This is a genomic window from Mycoplasma sp. 246B (genome assembly GCF_054353935.1).
The window spans coordinates 1-22,564 of sequence record NZ_JBTHHM010000003.1 but is presented as its reverse complement, the minus strand read 5'-3'; the positions used below and the strand labels follow the sequence as shown (position 1 = coordinate 22,564).

The window sequence follows — 22,564 nt, the reverse complement described above, 5'->3', positions numbered from 1 at the left end:
TTAAATGATTTATCAAATTAAGGATTTGATTTGTTGTATTTTTTGTAGTCTTCAAACAAAGAAAGCACAGATTTTCCGTTATATAATAATGATAATAATCGATAATACTCTTGTTTCAATTTATCATTTTTATTATAAACCAAAGCAGATGTAAAATCAAAGGTTTCAGATGAAATTATTGTGTTTTCTAGATGGAAAATTCTTATGGATTCTTTTTGGGGTTGTTGATATTTTCAAATGTTTTGATTCTTCAAGAAAGAATCATAAATTTTTTCCTCAGTATTTTTTAAATCGGCATCGTAAGCGAAAATATAAAATAACATCTTATTTTTTATGTTTTTTTCTAAATATCTAGAAATATCTATAAATAAGGTACTTTGTGGTTTATTGACTTCAAATAAAGGTTTTTTAGCATACCTTTGCTGAATATATTTATTAAAACTGATTGGTTTATTTTGTTTAACAAATTTAAAACTAATAAAAATAGAACCACTAGTTAATTTCTCTTTTTGAATTTTTATATAGTAATCATTTTGTTTTAAATCATCATTTATTTGAAAACGCAAAATTTTACGAAAAGGAAAATATGTATTAATCGGGTCCAAATAATTTATTATTTCCTGTGATTTATTTGTCTTCAGATCAAAAATTTCAGGATTTAGTATTCTCGGAGAAAAATTGTTTTCAAAATTTCATTTTGTATCCAAATAATTGTCATCATAAAAAGATTTTTGTAATGCAGAATCTACATTATTTTGATTTTTTGTATCATATGAAAGAAGAAACGGATTGTTATAATCAAAGATAGTTGAATAAATATTTGAGAGTTCTTTGATGTAAATATCAGGAATTTTATTCATATTTGGATTATCGCTGTGTTCAACGGAAATTATATGATTTAATTCATTTTGTATATTATAACTATAACTTCGATTATAAAATGCTTGGATGTTTTTATCACCGATATAGTGATCTGTATCGGAAAGTTTTATTAACGATGTATCATTTTGTATTTCTATAATTTGATTAAGAAAACTTAGATATTGATTATAGTATTCTTTATTGTTGTCATAGTTTGATAATGAATTTAAAAAAGAATTTATATGTTTTTTAAATTCATTATTTAAATTCTTATGTTCACTAATTTTTCTAACTAAGTTTTGTCCATCTTGGTTTAAGTAATGTATTGACTTATTTATAAGTTCTTTTGATAAATCAAATTTTAATTCATTTTTTATTCCACAAGATGTTAATGTAATAGAAGAAACTGAAAATAACAAAAAAAGAGAAAGATATTTATTTTTTTTCATAATTAATAAAATTAACCTTTAATTATGTTCATAATAAGACAAAATTTCTAAATTCTCTTTTATGTGTTCAAAGTATCCGTCAATTAAAATCATAAGATTTTTATTTAATTCTTGTTCGTATATATTATTCTTCTTATTTTGCTGATAATTAGCATCGTTTTTCTGTTTTTTTATCATAAAAAGCATTAGTATATTCTAACATATAGTGTTTTAGTTCGATAAGGTAAATATATAAAGTATATTCAGGATTAAAAAGAAATTTATAATTACCAAAATATATTCTATCGATGTTTGAATAGTCTGTTCTTAATCATTTCATTCAACGTTTTTTATATATTATTTCATTTTTATCATTTTTTAAAACAGAATTAAGATAACCTGTAAGTTCATAAACCTTGTTTATATCATCGAATTTTCTATTATCTCATGTTATTGTTTTTTTCTTATCATTTTCAAAAATATATGTTTTTAAAATAACTCATAGATTGTAATTATCATATTCTTTTTTTATTGTATTTGAATATTGTTTTTCGATATAATCTGAAAAAAAACTTTTATATGAAGAGACAAATGTATGATTGAGATTTTGAAAATTAGGCAAGCTATCTCTTTTTGCTTCTGGGTCTTTTCATGGATACTCATCTATTTGTTTTTTGAGGAGATTGAAATCTAGTTTTTCTATTTTATTTTCATTGTATATCTTAAACATTTTGAAAAATTTTGGTATTCCAAACCCAGTTTTGTTTTTTTGTCTATTTATTCTTCAAATTTCACTTGGGAAAATTTTAGATCTATAATTAAGTGCAACATCTAAGTTACCTAATTTTGCTGTATTTGTTGATGCATAATTTGATGAACTTATCAGAAGTAATTTTGTTTCATTCAATGATAATTCTCTTTGTAATTTATGCTGTAATAATGAAATTAAACCAGTAATCATTGGTGCTGATTTACTTGTACCATTAAAATTCATTGCATAATTAATTTTCTCTTTTAAATATTCAGGTAATCTTTTGTTTATAGAGTTAATTTCCTCGCTTGAATAATGATTTTTATTATCTTTATTAATCTTTGTTTCATCTTCGGCTAAACTTGATCCATATGCAGAAATTAAAGGCAAATATGGAGATTTAGAATTACCAAACGATGTAAAATCGGATGGTTTATTATCATATGATACAGATCCTACATTAATTATATTTTCTTTGTTCTTTATGCTCTCTCATTTTAAGAGTCCACTAAAAATATTGCGAGAACTTATTAACTGGTTTCCGAACTATCAATTATTAAAATCATCATAGGTATTGCTATGATAAATATAGTTATTCTTTTCGACTTTATTTTTCAAAAAGTCATATAATAAATAAATACCTTTTATGTCTTTTGAATTAGGATATAACTTAAAACTACTATAATGTTTTTTATAAATATTTTTTGCTACAATTTTAAATTTTTTAAAGACATTATTTCAATTAATGTCTATTAAATGATTATCTTTATCATTAATAAAGAAATTGTTTTTATCGAAATATGAATCCAGATTTTCTCATGCATCAACTGTTTCATCACTTGAATTTCCTGCAGAGAAGATAACTTTTCAGTCAAATATTAGTGCTTGTTCATTAATAGCATTTAACAAATTATTTCAGTTCTTAGTAATAGAGTGATTAAATTTCTCATTTGTATCAAAATAAAAATTAATTATCGCACTTGATAAAGCATAAAAATTTTGTTCATCTTCTTCTGTTGTATAATTATCTTCAAAACTTTGAACATCATTTATGAATAATTTTTTTATATTATCTGAAAAATTCAAAAAGTAACCATCTAATGGTGTATCTAATTGACCAATGCTTATATTAAAAATTTTAACACCATACCTATCATACATTCTTTTTAGAATATTATAATATGCCTTTTGTTTCCAAACTTCATCTCCTTTTGTTCCCACATCAAAATATTTCCTATCTGGTATATCAAAATTATTTGAAAAATAAATATCTGCATTTTTATTGATTCCAAAATCAGTACCAATAGTAGAAACAACATTTCATGCATGATTTGAATATTGATAATTATCAATATCAAATTTTTTAATTTTGAAATCAGGATTTTTTAAGAAAAGTAAATTTTGATCGACATTTCCTAACTCGATAATTCCTACTTTATCAAATTCATTTGTAAAATAGCTATTACCTCTTTCATAGCGTAAACCGAGTTTATTGTAATATGGTACATACATATTAATCAATTTATTATAGTCATTTACATTTAAATTAATATAAGAATTATTATTAATATAAATTGATTCGTTATATTTTTGAGCTGATGTATTAGCAGAAACAGTTATTATTGTTATGCTTACAAAACCGAAAAACCAAAGAAATTTCTTTATATTTTTTTTCATATTAATCCTCTGCTGAATATCCTTTAATTTCTATATTTTTATTACTTGTCCATGGTTTATTATTTAGGTTATTATTTGTTTCTTTTTTTCATAAAGTTTTTGAATCGGCATATCATTTATAATAAATATTAAAATTATCCTTTTTATCATATAATCTCATATCAAAACTATCTGATGTAGCAAGTAAATTCTCTATATTGTTATTTATTGTGTAATTTCTTCAAAAATTATTTTCTATGAAGAATTTATATTCATTTTTCTTCATATTCTGTGTGTATAAATCATAAGAGTTAACAAAAAATATATTTTTTTTATTAGTTTTGTTTTCTATTTCATCTGTAATATCTATAACAAAAGATGATGATTTTGAGTTGTAACTAATATTTTCAGATTTTTTAGTGTGATTTTGCAAGAAAAAATCAACAAAATCATTTAAAAATTATTTTTTATCTATTTTATCTACATTTATGACTATTATGTTAGTGTCATTGTTAATAGGATAAGATTTGAAAGAAAGAAACAATTTACTATTTTCTAAATTATCATTAATATCAAATGATAAAATATGTCTTTCTTTTTTAGTATGATTTGTTTTATATTTAATGATGTTTTTTACTTCATTATAGTTAACTTTATATACATTAACATTTTTTATTTTATTTATTATGTTTCTTGAAAAAGCATAATTATTATTTATGTTTGTTAAATCTGTACTGTCAGTTAAAAAAAGATTAGTGCCAGTATCATTTTTAGCAGGATAAACCAAATTATTTTTCTTAATAAAAACATCTAGAGCCGGAAAATTACTTTTGTCATATTTTAGATATCGCTGATAGTAGATTCAGTCAATATCGGGCGTATCTTCAAAGTCATATTTATCTAAACCATATGTCCTTGAAATCTCTAACAAAGGTGGATATTCATTATTGTATAAATCATCATTGTGAATATAGTTTGTTATTGGTTTTTCTAAATAGTCAATACTATAAAGTTGATAAGAATTTAATGAATTGCTTAAAAAGTTTTTAGTTATTAAGTTTCTTATGCTATCTTGATATTCTTTATTTGATTCATCATTTAAAAAGTGATATGAATTATTAACAAAATTATAGATTTCTTTGTTAATTTCAAGTTTTGGGATACCTTTTATATTAATTTTGATATTTTTACTTTGTAAATAATTCATATTGTTTATATCTATCATCTGATTATTTTCATTATCATATTTCATTAACAAATATACAAAAGAAAGATAATTAAAATAAAGATGGTCACGTTTATAAAGCTTCAATTGATAATATTTATTTTGTTTTTGATTAAAACTATTTTTATGATATTCATTCATTTTATTGATATAATCCATAAGTAAAAATGAATATTTATTGTTATAAATTTCATTGGAAAATAATGAATCGACAAGGTTGTAAAATTTGCTATCATTATCTAATTCCATAGCTTTCTTTGTAGAATTTATTAAAAGTTTCCTTAAAATATCTTTCTTTATATTGTATGAAATATTTGATTTTTCATTATGTATGTTTTGACTTAGTTTTGCTTCATTATTTTGATTATGCGAGCAAGAAATTAAAGTTAACAAAGTTGGTAAAAAAAGTAAAATAAACAAATTTTTTATTTTTTTAATGCTATATTTTATCATAATTAAATTATATAAATTTTATTCAAAACGACTTGTTATTTACTAAAATAGAAAATAAATAATAAAAATATACGCAACTATTTACATAAAACAAATTATTTCTTATAAATAGTATCCTGCTTCGGAAATTATGTGTTTGAGTTGATTAAGCAACAATATATTTTCTGTTTGTGATACTAATTTGACATATTTTTCTGGTTGATAATATAAGTATCAATATAAAAGTAATTGTTCTTGGTTTTTTGTATCATTAAGATTATGATTTGAGCAAATAAAACCGCCTTCAAGGATGCTAAAATCAATAAGGTTCTTCCTTTGATGACATATTCTACATTTATTAAAACTAGGTTTTACACCAAAATATACACTACTTTGTGCATAAAAAACACATAAATATTTTTTTAAATTGTCTTTTTTAAATTTATCCATATTTAAAGTGTAAAAATTAAAAATATGATTTGGTATTTTCAAGTTTTTAAAGAGTTTGATAAGTTTTAGCAGAAAGATGTTTGTATCAGAACTGGTAATACTAAAAATATGCAATAAATTTACTCTTTTTAATCTACCTATTCTACCTTTTAATCTTGCGGAAAAATATTCAATTTCAACCAATGAACCAATTTGTAAGTTGCTACGATTTTTAGATAACTGTTTATTTAACCCTTGTGCAAAAAGAATTAAAACACCTTTATCGTTAAAAAAAGTCACATAAAATTCATTTTCTGATTTTTCAATAATTTCTAATACAATTGCCTTTGCGACTAAAAGTGCCATTCTGCTCCTTAATTTCTTAAAAAATATTAATAATATTATAAAATATAATCAATAATTTTTAAGATATATTTGCATATTATATCGAAAGTAGGCATAATGGAATTGTTAAAAATCAAAGAGATGTTTTTAAAGATTGCTGAATCAATACCTGGAATTAAGGAAATAAATCCACTTTCTGATGATGATATAGTTACAGATACAACAGAACTAATAGATCGTGTTAATATTATTCAAACACCGAAAGGATATAGTTTTTTTATCGCAGTTTCTTTAATAGCAGATGTTTTTGCAAAAGTTATCATCGCAGAATTTCATCAAAGGTTAGCGTTTGAAATGAAAAAAAATAAATTAAAATTTAACAAGTTAACAATATTCATTGAAGGGATTAAATAATGTCAAAAATTTTGCTGGATAGTAAAACTTTTTTACAAGGGATGCTTTCGGGTTCAAATGCATTAGTTAATGCTAAGAATCGCATTGATGCTTTAAATGTTTTTCCAGTTCCAGATGGAGATACAGGAACTAATATGTCATCGACAATTTCTGCAGCAATAGCTAAATTAGATGAATCTTATTTTAATTTACCTATTTCTGAAGTTACTAAGCAACTTGCCTTAAATATGATGTATGAAGCTCGTGGTAATTCTGGAGTGATTTTATCACAGGTTTTTAAAGGATTTTCGCTTGCTTGTTCTGGTTTAGCATCCTTAGATTTAAAACAGTTATTAATCGCCTTTCAAGAAGCAACAAACCGTGCTTATAAATCGGTTTTTAATCCCACTGAAGGGACAATGCTCACTGTTATCAGAGAAACATCAGAAAATTTAAATCAAGAATTTTTGAAAGCAACGGAAGTGAGCTTGCTTGATTTTTGAACTAAGGTTTTAGATTTTTCGCGAAAGAGTTGTGATGAAACACCAAATAAATTAAAAACTTTACGCGAAGTAGGGGTTACTGATAGTGGTGGAGAAGGTTTATATATCATTTTTAAAGGTTTTTTTGAATATTTAAAAGGAAACCCAGTTGAAAAAAGTGAAAACGGAGATGATATATCGGTTTTGGTTTCAGATAGTGAAATATATTCAGGTGAATTTGGTTACTGCACTGAGGTTTTAGTTGATTTAAATAATCCACATACTTTTGATAAAAATATTTTTTCAAAACAAATAGAAGAAATAGCAAACTCACTAGTAATAGTTAACGATGATAAATTGTTAAAGGTGCATGGTCATACAGTTAAACCTGGAGAATTTTTAACTCTAGCACAAAAATACGGTGAATTTATTAAAATAAAATCTGAAAATATGACTTTGCAAGCAAACAATTCCAAATCAATTTATGCAAAAACATCTGATGAAATGGCTGAATGTGGACTTGTATCATGTAATTTAGGTAGCGGAATAATCAAAAGAATGCAGGAATTAGGAACTGATTTTGTAGTTGAATCTGGACAAATCCAAAATCCATCTGCTCAAGATTTAATTAATGCTGTTGCTAAGGTAAATGCAAAAAATGTTTTTATTTTACCTAACAATTCTAATGTTATTTTAGTAGCACAACAAGCAGCGCAAGTTGTCATAGATAAAAATATTATTGTCATTCCAACAAAGTCCCAAATTCAAGGTTTAACAGCAGTTTTAAATTTTAATTCAGAATTTAGTGCAAAGGAAAATGAAGAATTAATGTTAGATAGTTTATCTGATGTGCAAACTGGTGAAATAACTAAATCAGTTCGTAAAACAAAGATAAATAATATTGTTATAAGAAAAGGTGATTATTTAGGTATTCATGATGGAAAAATAATTGCTTCTGAACTTGATTTAACAATAACTTTTAAAAAGTTAATTACTAAGATGGTAAAAAAACAATCTCAAATGATAACATTATATTACGGAGATGATGTTGATACAGCAACACTTTTAGAATTAAGTAATTACCTTGAAGCAAATTATAATTTACAAATAGAAGTAGTTGAAGGTAATCAACCTAATTATCAATTCTTAATAGGAGTTGAATAATGAAAATAGTTTTAGATGCAAATGGATTAGATTTAGGTGTTAATGTTGCTTATAATGCAGCAGCAAAATTTGTTAATAATTATCAAGATGTACAAATTATTTTAGTTGGTAACTTTGATAAATCTATAAACAAACACCCGAATATCCAAATAATTTATAATCCAAATAAACCAAGCGATCCAAGAAATATCCGAGCAAGTTTAAAAGAAAATAATTCGATGAATGCAGCAATTAATATTATTAATGAAAATAAAGCTGATGGAGTGATTTCAGGGGGTGATTCAGGAAGTTATATTGCAGCACTGACTTTTAAACTAAAACGTATTGATAATGTTTCTCGGCCTGCTTTTATGCCGATTATTACTTGTTTGAATGATGAAAAACTTTTATTATTAGATGTAGGAGCTAACCTTGAAGTAAAATCCGAATATTTATATGAGTGAGCAAAATTAGCATCAGCATTTCATACAACAATGTTTAATAAGCAAAATCCAACTGTTTCACTGCTAAATGTCGGGGTTGAAGAATACAAAGGATTGCAAGTTGTTAGAGAAGCACAAAGTTTAATAGAATCTGATCAAAAACTTAACTATATCGGTTTTTCTGAAACACGAAACTTGCTTGCAGGAAACATAAATGTAGGATTAATTGATGGATACGGTGGAAATTTAGTCATTAAAAGTTATGAAGGTGCTGTTATAAGTTTCAAACAAGCAATTAAGCAGCGAGTTAAACAAAGTTTTTTTGCTAAATTAGGGGCATTATTATTAAAACCTAGTTTTAAAAAAATAGCACAAAAACTTGACTTTCGAAATGTTTCTAATGCATGAGTTTTAGGTATCAATGCCCTTGCATTAAAAATCCATGGTGCAGCAGATGAATTATCTATTTATATAGCACTAAAACAAATGCATAATGCAATTTCTAAGGATTTATTGAATAAACTAAAGGTAGCATTAAATGTTTAAACAACAACATCTCATTGATTTTTTGATTAATATCGGAATACAACCAAACCATATAGAATTTTATCAACTAGCAACTACTCATAAATCATATAACACACATGATAAAACTAAGTTAGAAAATTATGAAAGGCTTGAATATCTAGGCGATTCGCTGTTGTCGTTTATGATAGCAATTTATGCATATAAAAAGTTTCCCAATAAATCACAAGGTGAACTTTCGCGCTGGAGAGCATCAGCGGTGCAAACCGAAACCTTAGGAGCAGTTTCTAAAAACATTGGACTTTTAAAATTTTTAAAAACTGGAAATGGACAAATGCATACAGATGTTTTAGATTCACCAAAAGTACAAGCTGATATTTTTGAGGCTTTTCTAGGAGCAATTTATTTAGATCAAGGGATGTCAAAGGCTTGATGATTTGTGCAAAAACACCTACTAGCAAGCAATATAAGTGTAGATGGACATCATATATTTCAAAGTAACAAGGATCCTAAAACACAACTTCAAGAATATTTTCAAAGCATTAGTAAAAACAATATTCATTATATTTTTGAAGAAAAAGATAAGCTTTTTATAGCTAAAGCCGTTCACGAAGATATGATTTACGGAATAGGAAGTGGTGCTTCTAAAAAAGAAGCTACGACAAATGCAGCAAGAGCAGCCTTAAATAAAATGAAAATGAAGGGAAATGATGAAATTAATTAAAATAGAAGCATTAGGATTTAAATCTTTTGCAGATCCAATTGTATTACACTTTGATGGTGGAGTTGCAGGTATTGTAGGACCCAATGGTTCTGGTAAAAGTAATATTAACGATGCAATCCGCTGAGTTTTAGGGGAACAAAGTTCAAAAGAATTACGTGGTGATTCAATGGAAGATGTTATTTTTTCTGGTTCAAAAACTGTGCAACCGATGCAAAAAGCACAAGTAACATTGACTTTTGATAACAAGGATCGTCTTAGTTCGGTTGATTCAGATGTTATTTCAATTACTCGTGTTTTAGAGCGTGGTAAAGGGATAAATGAATACTATATCAATAACCAAAAATGCCGTCACAAAGATATTAAAGCAATTGCTATGGAAACAGGAATAGGAAAAAGTTCGTTAGCGATTATTTCGCAAGGAACCGTTTCGGATATAGCACACTCATCTGATGAAGATCGCAGATTAATTTTTGAAGAAGCAGCCGGGGTTTCTAAATATAAATTCCGTAAAGCAGAAGCAGAAAAAAAACTCGAACGAGCCCAAGAAACCTTAGGAAAGGTTGAAGTATCAATAAAGGAATTAGAAAAACAACTTACTCCATTGCGCATCCATGCTGAAAAAGCACTAAAATACAAAAAGATGGCCGAAGAGTTAAAAAGTGTTGAAATAGGCTATTTAGCACACGAAATAAAAAAACATAGTGAATTAGTTAAAACACTAACAGAAGATCTTTCAGGTGTTGATGAAACTGATAAACAATATAACAGTCAACTTGAGGAATTAGATATCAAAATTAAAAATAAACGCGATGAAGTTATTGAAATAAACCGTAAGTTATCAAGTGATTCGGGTAAAAAACAAGGTTTATCAGAACGCATTAATAATATCGAAAAAGCCATTTCTGCAGACCGAGCTCGTCGTGAAATGATTGCCAGTGGACAAGGAAATTTCGATGAAAAAGAGCGTATTTCAGCGATTTTAAGTGAATTACGTACTTTGCAAGAAAAATATCGTTATTTAAGTGAATCGTTATCTGAAATGGAAACTAAACGAAATCATGCAACTGAAAATATTACTACATTAGAAAGTAAAATTAACGATGGTAATATAAAAGTCAAGGATTTAGAGAACAAATATACTAAATTAATTTCAAAACTTGAAATTCTTGAAGAAAAGAAAAATAATTTTACTAACTTATACAAAGGAACAAAAACAGTTTTAGAAAATAAAACATTACTTAAAGGATTTATAGGACTAGTAGCAGATTTAATAAAGATTCCTAACGAATTTCTGCCTGCCCTAGAAGCAATTTTGAAAAATGCTGCACAGCATATAGTAGTTGATCATTCTGATACAGCTGTTAAAGCAATTAATTTCCTTAAAAAAAATAACGGAGGTCGTGCAACATTTATTCCTCTTGCTTCAATTAAAGGTAAGTTTATCCGTGATGATTATTTATTAGTGGTTCGAAATCACCCTGGTTTTGTGGGTGTTGCTAAAGATTTGGTAGAAATTGATAACAAATATCAAGTGCTAAATGAATTTTTATTAGGTAATGTTTTAGTTGTTTCTGATATTAAATCAGCCAACGAAATATCAACAATTATTGAAAAAAAATATATGGTAGTTACCACAGATGGTGACATCGTGCGTGTTGGTGGAGTTATGGTTGGTGGAACTGTTGAAGCTAGCGAAGATATTTTAGGTCTTGATCAAAAAATTAAAGAACTTAAAGACTTGATTCCAGGAATTAAAAATGTTATCGCACAAACAACAAAAACTATTTTAGAAGATAACGAAAGTTTACAACAACAAAAAACTTATCAAGCTTCTTATAACTCACAATATCTTAATTTATCATACCAAGTTAAAGATACTTTCGGTAAAATTGAAAATTATAAATTACAAACACAAATTTCATCTGCTAATAACGAGCAAATCAGCGAATTAGATGTTTCTGAACAAACTATTGCGCAACTACAACAGCAATTGCAACTACTTGAATTTGATATCAGTTCAAATACACAAATAAAAGAAGCACTTGATGCAAAAATACTAAGTTGAGAAGAAGAATACAAAAGAATTTCGAAATTACAAAAGACTCTTAATGAATCATTTCGTGAAAAAACTGCTGCATTTGAAAAATCTAAAAACTTACTCGAAAAACATAAAGAACGTCTTAGTTCACATTATGCATTAACTTTAGAATATGCAATTGAGAATTATCCATTAAATATGTCACCAGTTGCTGCCGAAGAATTAGTAAAGGAACTGCGTTATGAAATTCAAGAACTTGGAAATGTTAATTTAGAAGCCATTGAACAACTACAAGAAGTTGAATCACGTTATGAATTTAATACCAAAAACCGTGATGAAGTAACCGAAGCAATACGTTTATGTGATGAAGCGATTTCAGAAATGAATAAAAAAATTGTTGCTCGTTTAACTAACATAGTAGATGATGTTAACATTGAGATGCATAAAGTATTTTCATCAATGTTTGGTGGAGGAAGTGCGGAAGTTAAATTTATTGATCCGAAAAACATTCTCGAAAGCGGAATTAGTATTTTTGCTCAGCCACCAGGCAAATCTGTTAAAAATCTTAAATTATTTTCAGGTGGAGAAAAATCATTAATTGCAATTTCATTATTATTTGCAATTTTAAAAGCTCGTCCATTACCACTTTGTATCTTGGATGAAGTAGAAGCGGCTTTAGATGAAGCAAATGTGGTTAGATATGCTGAATACTTACAAGAACTTAAAAAACAAACCCAGTTTTTAGTTATCACACACCGCCCAGGAACAATGTCAAGAGTAGATGCTTTATTTGGCGCAACAATGCAAAAACGCGGAGTTACTAGCTTTTTCAGTGTTAAATTAGAAGATGCTAAGAAATTAGCAACCCAAGATGAAAATACACCAAGTGTATAATATATAAAAATCCTTCTTTTTCTTAGATTTTATTTAAGAAAAAGAAGGGAAAATTACAACAAAAAACAATACATTTTATTGCAAAATCTTTGATTATTTCATATTTTCTTGTCAAAATATGAAATAAAAGCAATTTACCACAAAAACGGAGAAACAAAATTATTTTTATCCGTTTTTTTTTTTTTTTTTTGGAAAATTTAATAAACTTATAATATGAAAATGAAAAAGAAAATAAAGACATTACTAGCAGCAGCTGGTTCTTTGGGACTATTTGCTGCTATTAGTGCTACAGGTGCCGGTGATTCATCAGCAAAATCTGCTACTGAAACTCCTGCAAGCACCCCAACAAGCAATCCAGTAGTTGCTTTACCTGACTACAAAGTCTATCCAGGTGTGCAACAAATCAATTATGGAGGAAATAATACATATTCATTAACTGATACAGTAAACATCGTTTATGATGATAGTGTATCAGAAGTTACAATTAAAAGATTTGAAAATCTTTTAAAATCAAAACATATTTCTAATATTACCCGTAGCAAGAATTTATTATTTGGTAAAACCAATATCTTAATTGGTATTAAAGGTGATTCAGATAATACTGTTGATAACTTATTAAATACAGTTGGTATTAGTTCAAGTGAGTTAAAAGATAGTTCTTCAGATAATGCTGCAGATTTATTTAGTCACAATGATGCATATTATCTAAGATCATCAAATAATTTTATTACTTTGTATGCTAAAGATGCTGATGCAGCATTTTATGGTGCTACTACTTTATGACATATATTTAAACAAATTGATGGAAGCCAACTTCGTAATTTCACTATTAAAGACTGAGCTGATCGTGAAATACGTGGACTGTCACTAAGAAATACTTCATCAATTAGCACCCTTGCATCCAAATTAGATTTAATTAACTATGCTGGTTACTTAAAATACAACAGATATTACTACCAACCACAAACTGATTTAAAAACCACTACATTATGATCATCTTTATATACCCAAGATGAATTAAAAGATATTAAAACATTGATTAAAGCAACTTCAAATAATGGTATGAAGTTTGTATATTTTATTAATCCATTTGTAGGTTCTGATAAAATCACAACTGCAAATATGAATGATAAATTACCTCTTTTAAAAACTAAAATACAACAACTTTTAGATGTTGGTGTTAAAGATATAGTTATTGCAACACCACTTAGCAATGAACCATTTGTAGATGCAGTTTCAACTACTGGTACTTTATCTCAATCAGATTACACTACTATTGGAAATAAACAAAAAGCATTTTTAGATGATTTAGTTAAATGATGAAATGAACAAAGTAAAAGATATGATGACTTAGATGCAAAGATTGGATATCTTGATTATCGAAACCGTTCAAATCCAAAAAGTGGAAGTACATCCCTTAAAAGTTACTATGATCAATTCAATTCAAATGTACAATTATATATAGATTCTGGAACTGATTGACCAAATATCGATGGTTCTAATAACTTTACTGCAGGAAACAAAAAAATAATTTATATTCAAAACTGACATAAAGGTGAAAGTAGTTTAGATTATCTGATGTTAGGAATTAACCAATTCTGATTAAAAACCTTACAAGATATAAGTGATAATAATAATCCTGACAAAAGCAATTATAAGTTTGCTAAAATTGATGGAATCGCAATTGATCCAAACCAAATGGAAGGACCTTCAAAGGTAACTTTATTTGATTTTGCAGATTATGCATGAAAACGTTGAGTAAATAACAAATTAACTGATTCAGATTCGTTAAGAATTGAACAAAGAACCCATCTTAATGCTTTAAACTTTGCAGTAGACCAAAGTTATAATGATCCACAATTAACAGATGCTTTATATAATATTTCAACTCACTTTTATAAATTATATTGAGACTTTAACCGAACCTGATTATCTAATGGAAATTTCAATTATAACTTCAAAGGATTTCCAGTTGAATCAACTGATATAAACTCTGCACCTAACTTTTATTTAGGAGGAATCGGTGATTCAATTCGTAGAGGAATCGATTCAGTTTCAAGAAGTGATATCAATGGATTAAGAGCAAAATTATCAAAACTAGTAGATGATATTAATTATGTATTTTTAGCGGCTGGTAAAAGTCAACTTGTTTTACAAACAAAACCTTGATTGCAATCTTTATATGATTTAGCTAATGCGGGTATTATTGCTTTAGATGCCACAACTGCTTACAAAAATTTTGACTTTGTAGTATTTGGTAAATTAACCCAAGAAGCAAAACTTGTCTACAATCGCTCACAAACATATAAAACTATGATTAAGGGTGCTTTAAAAGCAATTCAAATAAGTGATTCAGATTTGAATAACTTTGTAAGTATTTTAACTGAGTTTTTAACTAATTTACATAATAATGTTTTAGCAACTGTGGATAATTCAACATTAGGTGCGGTGCAAAAAACATTCTTTACTAACCTAGGTCGCGATGGTAGAGCCGACTGAGATCCAAGTCATTTAGAAGCAGATAATAGTGATTCAACATTTACTTTTGATATTAGTTCCGATGGAAAATACAAAAGAATGAAAAAGGGTGATTATTTTGGATACCAATTCAGTCGTCCAATAACCTTACATAATGTATATGTAAAGATGTGATATGAAAAATGACGTTTATTATCTAAATTAAAATTACAATATCAAACATCTGATAAACCAAATCAATGACAAGACTTACAAGAAAATAAAGGTGAAAAAAATATAGATATAACTAATTTAACAGTTTCTTCTAATAATCCACAGTCAGTTGCAGGTTCTGTAAGTGATCCAACCGCAACATGAGGAACAACCGAATTAGGTGAAAGCGGGATTGCAAATGTAACAGCAATTAGAATAGTTAATAATCAAGATGATTCAACTAGCGATAATATGCTTTCACTAGTAAGTTTTATTGTTAATAAAGATGAGACAGTTAATTATGCACAAGATTTAAATCCATCAATTTCATCAACTGATTCTAATTCAAAAATTACCCTTGTGCAAGCATCTGAAAATGTTAATGATAAAAATTCAACATCTGCAACAAATGGGTTAGTGCTTCAACTTGCGAACAATACTAATTTATTATTTGACAATTCAAATGGTACAGCAAATGGAATTTATTTACAAACTCCATCAGGTGGTTGACAAGCAAATCAAAGCATTGGATTTAAACTTCCTCAAAAAATGAATATTACCCAACTATATTTATTCCAAACCTATCAAAATGCAGGTGATAGAATGAATGATTTTGCAGTTGAGTATCTAGATGGTGAACCAAACACTGGTGAGTGAAAACAATTTGGATTCGGGCACTTAAATGGTTCTGCAATTCAAACAGTGTATGGAAATGCTACATTCCAATACTTTAGATTAGTAGTTAAAGGAACACACGATAATGGAAGTCGTTGAACTATCGGTAATATCCAACTTGAATCATTAAGTAATGAAGCTGATTTAAAGTTATTTCCGACAACTGGTTTAAATCTTGTTTTAGATTCAGCAATTACTAATAACAAATTATCTAACTTAACCGATTCAAACGATGCCACCCTTGCATCATTTAAATATAATACAACAGGTTCATCGTCTCAAACTACAATACAAGATAACGATTATTTTGTAATTAATTTCAACCGTCCAGCAAAAGTAGCAGAAGTAAAGATAAAACAAGATCCACAAGCAAAAGTATCTGATATTAAAATCCAAGGGCTTGTTAATAATGAAGTATTTGATATCCCATCTGATAGATATTCTACCACTAAGGATGCACAAACTGGGGAAGTAACTATTTCAATTAATGATCATTCAACAACAACTTCTGGTTCTAGTAATCAAACTACTGCAAATTACAAAGAAGAATGAACAGGATTAAAAGTTATTGCTGAACATGTAGTTGCGCAACCGCAAGCAGTTGCTGTTTCACAACAAGCAACTGATAGTGAACCATCAAGTCAGTCTCAACCACAACCAACACCAACAAACACATTAACACACTGAAACATTAAATCAGTAGATATTATCGAAAGACGTGTTAATATTTCTAAATACTTATTAAATCATAATGGTTCTTTATCAACAGGTTTCGATGGAAAAGAATTTGATTTATATAATAAAGAAGGAACACATAACACTCCTGTTACTGTTGATTTAAAACCAAATGATTCAGTAGGTATAGACTTTAATTCTGTTTATAAATTGACTAGTCTTTCTAGAACATTTAGTGTTGCTGATCAAACAAGCGATAAAAATGTTGTTTCGTCCGAAGAAAGTAGTTCTGGTGGAGAACAAAATTCACAATCACCTGCACCTGCTGCTTCATCTACTTCAAAAGCAAAACAAGCAGCAGATGAACAAGCTTCAGGGACTACTGAAAATTCAAAAACTATGAATACTGATTCACTAAAAGATATTAAAGTTCAATATTCACTAGATGGTTTCCACTGAACTGATGTAGCAATTAATGCAGACAATACTGATGTATCTGTTGCTAAAAATGCAAGATTTGTTCGTGTAATAAATACAGGTAGAAGTAATGTTAATTTATCATTTACTAATTTAAAAGCAAAAGTTACACCTGTGGTATATACAGTTAATGATGATGATCGTTTCGATACCACTGGATTAACACCAAAAGATTCAAGTGAAGCTGTATCTGCGGTTGGAATCGATGATGCTCATAGTCCAGAAAAGATGATTGATCGTGATGCAACAACTTTCTATCAACCAAAAAACCCTAATTCACAAATTCTTTATCGAAATGAAAAAGGTTACTTTGATAATCTTGATTTAAGAATTATCACTGATACAAGTTATCCAGATGTTAGTGTATCTGCACAATATTTTGATACAAAAGATAACACATTAAAATATAAAAAACTAGGTGAATTATCTCGTAGTGATACATCATTTACCATTCCTCGTGATATATATGTTACTGGTATTCAGATTACATGAGGAAAAACTGTTCCTAAAATCACTGAGTTATTCGGATTCCATAATAAACAACTTAATGCAACTGATAAAACTCAATTAAGTGCTTTAATCACAAAAGACCCAGATTACATAAGTCAATGAAGCAAAGAAGATCAAGACAGATACAATGAACTTAAAGCACAAGCAAAGCAAATTGTAAGCAAGGACTTTCTTGCTACCCAAGAACTAGTTGATACAGTATACTTTAGTATGCAAAATGTTATTAAATATGCAAAAGTTACTTTAACACCAGATCAAGTTGCTAGTGCTTCAGCGAATGTAATCAGCAATGCTGATAACCAATATACTGATCAATCATATGAACAATACCAAGATGCAGTGACAGCATTGCAAAATGCCGTTGCAGATCCTAATAGTCTAACTGAACCAACATATAATCAATTATTAGCAAATGTAAAAACAGCACAAGATTCATTAAAACCATCTGTATTTGCTCGTGATTTAGTAAAAAGAGATTTTGATACATTTGAAGATATCAAAGCACAATTAACCCACTACAACCCACAAGCATATGCTAAGTTAGCAGATTTTGTTGAAGCAAATAAAGATAAAGTTAATTCGCCTGATACCAAGGTTACTGACTTAATAGCAATTAACAAAGAGTTTCGTGCATTAATGGATTCGGTTAAATCACAATTAACAGAACGTGGTGCTAAATATCAAGACTTTGTTAAAGAAGCAGACAAATTAACTGATATAGCATTAGGATACCATCAAAGTTATCCATCATTATATAATCAACTTAATAAAATAATTTCTGATCAAAGAAATATTGCTTCTAATCCAAATGCAGATTCAGCAACTATTGATGCTTCTAAAGCTGCAATAGATGCTGCTATAGCACAAGTTCAAGCAAATATTGATAAACAAAATGCTGCAGTTGCACAGTTACAAAAATCTAAAGTATCAAATGAAAATGGTGTGTATACTATCGATTCATATAGCACATATACATCAAAATACAATGCATTAGCTGATTTATATAAACAACGTGCTTTTACAAATGATGTTGCTGATAAACAAATTGCAGATGCACAAAAAGAACTTGATGATGCAACAAATGCTTTAGCATTAACAAATTCTGATGTAGCAAAAGCAGAAGTAAAAAGTATGCTTAATAATTTATCAAGCATTTCAGGTGTTGATCAAAGTCTTTTAAATGATTTGAAAACAAAAGCAAATAATGCAAATATTTCAGATGATGAATTAAGATCATTATTATCTGATTTAAGAAGCGCAATTGTTGATCAGGATGAAAAATCATTAAATACTCTTAAACAACAAGCAAAAGATGCATTAGCAAATATCACTGATGCTGGTGTCAAAGCAGTTTTAACTAAACAATTATCTGATGTGCAAAGTATCTTGGATGCTCAAAAGTTAATGCAAGCAATCACCGATGCACAAAATGCACAAATTGCTTTAGATGCACAAATTGCTAAAACAAAAGAAAAACTAACTTCACAAGCACAAGTTATTACTGATGCTACTACTAAAGAAGCATTTATTAAAAAAGTTAATGATGCAAATTCATTAGGTGTATTAAATGCATTGAGTAATGAATTAATATTAGATTTAGCACCTGTAGAAACCACTCCAGATGCTGCAACAAAAGCAAAAATTGATGAACTTAAGAAGTTAGCTGAATTTTTACCAACCCAAGAGCAAAATGATTTTCTAACTCGTTTAAATTCTTATGGAATAAAAGGGGTATCATTAAACCTTGATGCAATTGAAAATTCATTATTAGCAAATAATCCAAAATTAAAAGAAAAACTTGATGCACAAAGCAAACTAGATGCATATAACCAAACAGTTGATAAATTGAATAAATACATTTCATTGCTTCCACCAAAACTAGCAGCTGATTATCAAGAAAGATTAAATCCAGTTACTGATAAAGTCAAAGCATATGAAAACCTTTATAATTCATTTGTTCCAGAAGAAAAAGCAAACTTAGATGCGTTAATTGAGCAACTTAAAACTAGAAAAGATGTTTTATTAGAACTTGCTCAATCATTACCACAAAGCAATCAAGCAGATATTATTTCATCATTAAACGACATCAATGTATATGGTATGGATGATCAAGCAAATGCTAAGTTGGACGAAATTTATCAAAAAATGGTTACAATTCGTCCAAGTCTAACTGATACATATACAAAACTACAAGCACAAAATCAAACAAAGAAAAAGATAGATAAATTAACAGATGATTTAGTAACAATCTTTGATTTAAATCCATTAAAAGATTCACCAGTGTTTGTAAATTACCAACAACTTGCAAAACTATATGCAAATGATGTGGATAAACTTACTGGATTAAAAGATGAAATCTTAACTAAATTCTCTGATATTAAAACAGGATTCGATGATAGACAAGTAAGAAAAGCAAGAGCTAAATTTAATGATATGGTTTCAGGTTTAAATAACCAATTAAAATTAGCAGCAAAAGAACAAGAAGAGTTACTTGATCCAAAATTCAAACAATTAACAGACCTTAAAAAAGCAGTATTAGGTTCAAATGCACAACAATATATGGATGCAGTCGATGCAGATGCACAAAAACCAAGATTATTAGATTTAATTAAGAGTCTTGATCAAAGCAATCAACAAGATTTGATAAATAAGGTTAATGCAGCAGCTACAACTGAACAACTTGATGCTCTTAAGAAAGAAATATTTACTTTAAAACCTGAACTTAAAGATATAGATGCAAAAGCAAGTTTTGATATTCTTAAGGATCAACTTGTAAAAATGATTGCTACCTTAGCACCTGATTTACAATTTAATTACTATAAACAACTTAATGAATTTAAAGATCCAAGTCAATTAGCAGATTTAAAAGCGTTTAAAGACAAGTTGTTATTTGATAATGTGGATTTAGCAGTTGCACAAGACAGCAAATTAATTTATGATGCAATTAGCAAATACCTGCAAAAAAATGACAGTCCAACTAATAAAGAAAACTTGGATAAATTAAATAAAATTTATTCAAATACTAACCCACAAGTTGATTATGTAAATAATTTATATAACGAACTTAGCCAAAACTCTCTTGTTAAAGCAAAAATAGCTCAAGAGCAAAAAGCTCAATCATACACCGATGCTTTAAATAACATCAATGATTTAATCAACATCCTTCCTGCTGATAAACAGACAGATCTTAGAGCAATGCTTACTGATAGTAAATTACTAAAAGCAAAACAAACTGTAGCATTAGATAATTTAGAAAATAAATTAAAAGAAATTCCAGCAGTGCAAAAGTTATTAGAAGATCAAAGTTATCAAGCAAATCGTGCTGATTTAATGCATATTATTTCATTTATTGATGCTTCTAAGCAAGTTGAATATATATCACAAATGGATGCATTAGGACCAAATGCTACCCAACAACAATTTGATAGCCTTAAAGCAAAAATATATTCTGAAATTTCAGGATTACAAAAACAAGTTGCAGATAGTGATCAAGCAGCTAAAGCCGCAGCCGATGCTAAGAGTTTTGCTGAATTTAAGATTGCTCTCGATGCGCAAATCAGAAACTTACCTAAAGCAAAACAAAGCAGTTACTTAGATGCATTAGCAGCATTAAATGCTAAATCAGATGCAAAACTTGCTGATTATCAAACACTTAAAGACAAATTATTAAACGAAAACGCTGATTTAAAAGCTTCTGTAGACCAACAACAAGCTAAAGACCAATATCAAGCAACCTTGAATAAACTTACATCATGAGTAAATGCATTAAAAGGTGATGATAAAATTGCAGCCAAATCCGAATTAGATAATCTTGATAACGATGCAAAATTATTAGTTTACACTGATGTTAAAGCAGATGTATTGAAAGTAGATCCTCAAGCCGAAACTAAGCTTTCAGAGCAAAAGGCACAAGAACAACAACTTGATAAGATTAAAAAACAAGAACAAACATTAGCAACCTGATTATCTGATCCAAGTATTTCAGATGTGCAAAGAAGTAAATATCAAGCCCAACTCGCTAAGGTATCAAGTAAAGATTACAATGTATTAGAATCAGATTTAAATGATGAATTAGATAATAGTAGTGTTGCTCAAGGAAAAATGACAGAAGCATTGAATAATGCTGTTAGTCAAGCACAAGAAGAAATTAACAAACTTCCTGATACAGATAACAAAAAAGCAGACTACCAAAACAGACTTAATACATTAAAATCAGGTTCATATAGTTTAGAAAAAATTGCTAACCTTGAAACACTTAAAAAAGAAGTTGAAACTGAAGTTTCTAGACAGCAAAATGTAAAACCAGAGCAAACAAAACCTCAACCTAAGAGCAATGGTGGAGTAATTGCAGGAGTTGTTATCGCTGTGTTAGCATCATTAGCAGCAATTTTAGGATTAATCTTCCATCTTAAACGTCGCAAGAACAAAAAATAAACATAAAAATCGCTTATAAAAGCGATTTTTTTATTAAAATATCAAAAATTATTAGTAATTAATAAATATTATGATAAGATAAATTAAGTATTGCAAATTTTATCTAAATTACATTATCAAAAAAAATATTTTGAAATATGAAATATTGTGATATAATAAATAACGAAGCATTTAGATGCTTTTAAAGTTCTTTGAAAACTAGATATAAAACATGACAGTCAATTTTTTCGAGAGTTTGATCCTGGCTCAGGATGAACGCTGGCTGTGTGCCTAATACATGCATGTCGGGCGAAGTTATTTATAACTTAGCGGCGAATGGGTGAGTAACACGTACTTAACGTACCTTTTAGATTA

12 protein-coding genes and 1 rRNA gene are annotated in these 22,564 nt (G+C 28.0%); 7 read left to right on the top strand and 6 right to left on the bottom strand.

Going from position 1 to position 22,564, the window contains the following annotated elements; translation table 4 throughout:
• Positions 1 to 17 precede the first annotated feature (17 nt).
• The 6 genes from ACXYRR_RS01915 to recO form a co-directional block, all read right to left on the bottom strand.
• Positions 18 to 1,310: a hypothetical protein gene (locus ACXYRR_RS01915; RefSeq protein WP_458597554.1), complete on the bottom strand. Its 1,293-nt coding sequence runs from the start codon at positions 1,308 to 1,310 to the stop codon at positions 18 to 20.
• A gap of 148 nt (positions 1,311 to 1,458) precedes the next feature.
• A complete protein-coding gene (locus ACXYRR_RS01910) occupies positions 1,459 to 2,505 on the bottom strand; it encodes a S8 family serine peptidase (protein WP_458597619.1) in 1,047 nt (348 codons plus the stop codon).
• Positions 2,506 to 2,586: 81 nt separating this feature from the next.
• Positions 2,587 to 3,717, bottom strand: coding sequence for a hypothetical protein (locus ACXYRR_RS01905; RefSeq protein ID WP_458597553.1), 1,131 nt, complete (start codon positions 3,715 to 3,717; stop codon positions 2,587 to 2,589).
• Position 3,718: 1 nt separating this feature from the next.
• Entirely contained in the window at positions 3,719 to 4,129 is a 411-nt protein-coding gene (locus ACXYRR_RS01900; RefSeq protein WP_458597552.1) for a hypothetical protein, read from the bottom strand.
• 27 nt (positions 4,130 to 4,156) lie between these two features.
• On the bottom strand, positions 4,157 to 5,374 hold the full coding sequence (locus ACXYRR_RS01895; RefSeq protein WP_458597551.1) for a hypothetical protein: 1,218 nt from the start codon (positions 5,372 to 5,374) through the stop codon (positions 4,157 to 4,159).
• A gap of 102 nt (positions 5,375 to 5,476) precedes the next feature.
• Positions 5,477 to 6,148 (bottom strand): DNA repair protein RecO, encoded by a 672-nt coding sequence (recO, locus tag ACXYRR_RS01890; RefSeq protein ID WP_458597550.1) that lies wholly within the window; start codon positions 6,146 to 6,148, stop codon positions 5,477 to 5,479.
• 96 nt (positions 6,149 to 6,244) lie between these two features.
• Between recO and ACXYRR_RS01885 the strand changes: the two genes are divergently transcribed.
• The 7 genes from ACXYRR_RS01885 to ACXYRR_RS01855 form a co-directional block, all read left to right on the top strand.
• Positions 6,245 to 6,541 carry a hypothetical protein gene (locus ACXYRR_RS01885; RefSeq protein WP_458597549.1) on the top strand — a complete coding sequence of 99 codons (297 nt, stop codon included), beginning with the start codon at positions 6,245 to 6,247 and terminating at the stop codon, positions 6,539 to 6,541.
• On the top strand, positions 6,541 to 8,166 hold the full coding sequence (locus ACXYRR_RS01880; RefSeq protein ID WP_458597548.1) for a DAK2 domain-containing protein: 1,626 nt from the start codon (positions 6,541 to 6,543) through the stop codon (positions 8,164 to 8,166). Before ACXYRR_RS01885 ends, ACXYRR_RS01880 begins: the two co-directional genes overlap by 1 nt.
• Positions 8,166 to 9,134: a phosphate acyltransferase PlsX gene (gene plsX, locus ACXYRR_RS01875; protein ID WP_458597547.1), complete on the top strand. Its 969-nt coding sequence runs from the start codon at positions 8,166 to 8,168 to the stop codon at positions 9,132 to 9,134. The genes ACXYRR_RS01880 and plsX overlap by 1 nt, the downstream gene beginning before the upstream one ends.
• Positions 9,127 to 9,837, top strand: a complete 711-nt coding sequence (gene rnc / locus ACXYRR_RS01870) for a ribonuclease III (protein WP_435129096.1) — start codon at positions 9,127 to 9,129, stop codon at positions 9,835 to 9,837. Before plsX ends, rnc begins: the two co-directional genes overlap by 8 nt.
• A complete protein-coding gene (locus ACXYRR_RS01865) occupies positions 9,824 to 12,769 on the top strand; it encodes an AAA family ATPase (RefSeq protein WP_458597546.1) in 2,946 nt (981 codons plus the stop codon). Before rnc ends, ACXYRR_RS01865 begins: the two co-directional genes overlap by 14 nt.
• Positions 12,770 to 12,988: 219 nt before the next feature.
• Positions 12,989 to 22,210: a beta-N-acetylglucosaminidase domain-containing protein gene (locus ACXYRR_RS01860; protein WP_458597545.1), complete on the top strand. Its 9,222-nt coding sequence runs from the start codon at positions 12,989 to 12,991 to the stop codon at positions 22,208 to 22,210.
• Positions 22,211 to 22,433: 223 nt separating this feature from the next.
• A 16S ribosomal RNA gene (locus tag ACXYRR_RS01855) occupies positions 22,434 to 22,564 on the top strand; the annotation flags it as partial.